General features: G+C 65.0%; 3 protein-coding genes. All 3 read left to right on the forward strand.

The genetic code is table 11. The features are described 5' to 3' along the window. Positions 1 to 1089: CmpA/NrtA family ABC transporter substrate-binding protein (locus EOA33_RS28930; protein WP_127407199.1), on the forward strand; the 1089-nt coding region annotated here is incomplete at its 5' end. 132 nt (positions 1090 to 1221) lie between these two features. Further along, on the forward strand, positions 1222 to 2112 hold the full coding sequence (ntrB, locus tag EOA33_RS28935; protein ID WP_127407200.1) for a nitrate ABC transporter permease: 891 nt from the start codon (positions 1222 to 1224) through the stop codon (positions 2110 to 2112). Between the two features lie 10 nt (positions 2113 to 2122). Continuing rightward, positions 2123 to 2920, forward strand: a complete 798-nt coding sequence (locus EOA33_RS28940; RefSeq protein ID WP_127407201.1) for an ABC transporter ATP-binding protein — start codon at positions 2123 to 2125, stop codon at positions 2918 to 2920. The last annotated feature ends 438 nt before the right edge of the window (positions 2921 to 3358 follow it).

Raw genomic sequence — 3358 nt, forward strand, 5'->3', positions numbered from 1 at the left:
AAATACGGCATGCCCGATGTCGAGGTGCTGAAGCAGGCCTCCTGGGGCGCGACGCGCGACAATCTGGTGCTCGGCGGCGAGGCCAACGGCATCGACGGCGCCCATATCCTGACGCCGATGCCCTACCTCATGCATACCGGCAAGGTGACGCAGAACAAGCAGCCGATGCCGATGGCGATCGTGGCGCGGCTGAACTACGACTGCCAGGGCATTTCAGTCGCCCAGGAATACGCCGCCACCGGCGTCGGCCTCGACGCCTCCAAGCTGAAGGAGGCCTTCGCCGCCAAGAAGGCCGCCGGCAAGGAGGTCAAGGCCGCCATGACCTTCCCGGGCGGCACGCATGACCTCTGGATACGCTACTGGCTGGCCGCTGGCGGCATCGATCCCGACAAGGACGTCTCGACCATCGTCGTGCCGCCGCCGCAGATGGTGGCCAACATGAAGGTCGGCAACATGGACGTGTTCTGCGTCGGCGAGCCGTGGAACGAGCAGCTCGTCCACCAGGGTATAGGCTTCACCGCCGCCACCACGGGAGAGCTGTGGAAGGGTCATCCGGAAAAGGCGCTCGGCCTGCGCGCCGCCTTCATCGAGAAATATCCGAACGCCACCAAGGCGATCCTGATGGCCGTCATGGAAGCACAGCAATGGTGCGAGGCGATGGAGAACAAGGAGGAGATGGCCTCCATCATCGGCAAGCGGCAATGGATGAACGTGCCGGTCGCCGACATCATCGGCCGCCTGAAGGGCGACATCAACTACGGCAACGACCGCGTCGCCAAGGGCACCGACCTCTACATGAAGTTCTGGAAGGGCGGGGTTTCCTACCCCTTCAAGAGCCATGATGCCTGGTTCCTCGCCGAGAACATCCGCTGGGGCAAGTTCGCGCCGACCACCGACATCAAGGCGCTGGTCGACCAGGTCAACCGCGAGGATCTGTGGCGCGAGGCGGCGAAGGATCTGGGCGTCGCGGCAAGCGACATCCCGGCCTCCTCGTCGCGCGGCGTCGAGACCTTCTTCGACGGCAAGACCTTCGACCCGGCCAACCCGTCAGCCTATCTCGACAGCCTGAAGATCAAGGCTTCTGCTTAGGCGCGACGGCGCAGCACGCCGTCGTCGCCAAAGCGCAAACGGCGCCAAAGCGCCGTTTGTCGCCGGCACCGCCCCAAGCGCAACGGCGCTCGCGCCGTTGTCGCCACTGACCCCACGGAGCTTCGCGAAGACATGTCCATCCAAACCGTCGAGGACACCAAGGTGAAGGCGTTTCCTGTAAAGCCCGCCGAGGTGATCGCCTTCACCGCAAAGGCGAGGCGCCGCATCGACCCGCTGGCGGTTGCCGGCAAGCTGGCGACGGCGCTGGTGCCGCCGGCCGTTGTCATCCTCGTGCTGCTCGTCGTCTGGCAGGTCGCCTGCTCGTCGCCGACGGCCAGCCTGCCGCCGCCGAGCCAGGTGTGGAGCGAGGCCTATGACCTGATCGCGCATCCGTTCTTCGACAACGGCCCGCAGGACATCGGCCTTGCCTGGCGGGTGCTGATCTCGCTGCAGCGCGTCGCCATCGGCTTCGGCATGGCTGCGGTGGTCGGCGTGGCGCTGGGCGCGCTGGTCGGCCAGTCGGTGTGGGCGATGCGCGGCCTCGATCCTGTGTTCCAGATCCTGCGGACCGTGCCGCCGCTCGCCTGGCTGCCGCTGTCGCTCGCCGCCTTCCGCGATTCCAATCCGTCGGCGCTGTTCGTAATCTTCATCACCTCGATCTGGCCGGTGATCATCAATACAGCCGTCGGCGTCCGCAACATCCCGGAGGATTACCGCAACGTCGCCCGCATCCTGCGGCTCAACCAGCTCGAGTTCTTCGTCAAGATCATGGTGCCGGCGGCCGCCCCCTACATCTTCACCGGCCTGAGGATCGGCGTCGGGCTCTCCTGGCTCGCCATCGTCGCCGCCGAGATGCTGACCGGCGGTGTCGGCATCGGCTTCTTCATCTGGGACGCGTGGAACTCCTCGCGGCTGCCCGACATCATCGTCGCGCTCGTCTATATCGGCGTCACCGGCTTCTGCCTCGACCGGCTGGTCGCGGCGGTCGGCGCCTTCGTCACCCGCGGCACAACGGCAAAGTGAGGAGGGCGCCATGACCGCCTATCTGAAGCTCGACCATATGGACAAATCCTTCGCCCGCGGCGGCCAGGTCAGCGAGGTGCTGAAGGATATCAGGCTCACCATCGACAGGGGCGAGTTCGTCTCCATCATCGGCCATTCGGGCTGCGGCAAGTCGACCTTGCTCAACCTCATCGCCGGGCTGACCAGGGTCTCCTCGGGCGCCGTGCTGCTCGAGGACAGGGAGGTCGACAGCCCGGGACCTGAGCGCGCCGTGGTGTTCCAGAACCATTCGCTGCTGCCGTGGCTCACCGTCTACGAGAACATCAACCTTGCCGTCTCCAAGGTCTTCGGCCGCACCAAAAGCCGGGCCGAGCGGCATGAGTGGATCATGCGCAACCTCGATCTCGTGCAGATGGCGCATGCCAGGGACAAGCGCCCGGCCGAGATATCCGGTGGCATGAAGCAGCGCGTCGGCATTGCCCGCGCGCTCGCCATGCAGCCGAAGATCCTGCTGCTCGACGAGCCGTTCGGCGCGCTCGACGCGCTGACCCGCGCCCACCTCCAGGACGCGGTGATGGACATCCACGCCCGGCTCGGCACGACCATGATCATGATTACCCACGATGTCGACGAGGCGGTGCTTCTGTCCGACCGCATCGTGATGATGACCAACGGCCCGGCGGCAACCATCGGCGAGGTGCTTGCCGTGCCGCTCGCCCGGCCGCGCCGACGCATCGAGCTTGCCTCGGACCGCACCTTCCTGCGCTGCCGCGAGGCTGTGCTGAAGTTCCTCTATGAGCGCCACCGCTTCGTCGAGGCCGCGGAGTAGCGCCATGACCGGAAAGCGCGTTTCCGTCGGCAATAGGCAATGCATCGGCAGTAGGCAATCTGCCGCACTGCACAAATTTTATGCTGCCGTGCAAGGCGTTCTGACTAATCTTTGATCCGCCGTCGGGCTCTTCAAAAGCCGCGCGGCTGCGGTTCGGCATTGATTTTATTTGATAATTTTGAGCGTTGTCGAATTGGCACGCTTCCTGCTTTTAGGAATTTAGGTCCGCAGGACCAAGAGACACGGCGTCCAATGGCGGGCGCCACAGGCAAAGCTGCCGATCAGGTCAACACGCGATCCCGGATGGACGGACGCGAGCGACCTGGCCGGCAGCTTTTTTGTTTTGACCTAACACGCAATCGACGGGGCCGATCCCAGGCGGCGCCCCAACGGAGACGACGATGACGAAAAGGATCGGAACTGGCGCCGCCCTCGGGG

The organism is Mesorhizobium sp. M4A.F.Ca.ET.050.02.1.1 (assembly GCF_003997725.1).
Classification (GTDB): domain Bacteria; phylum Pseudomonadota; class Alphaproteobacteria; order Rhizobiales; family Rhizobiaceae; genus Mesorhizobium.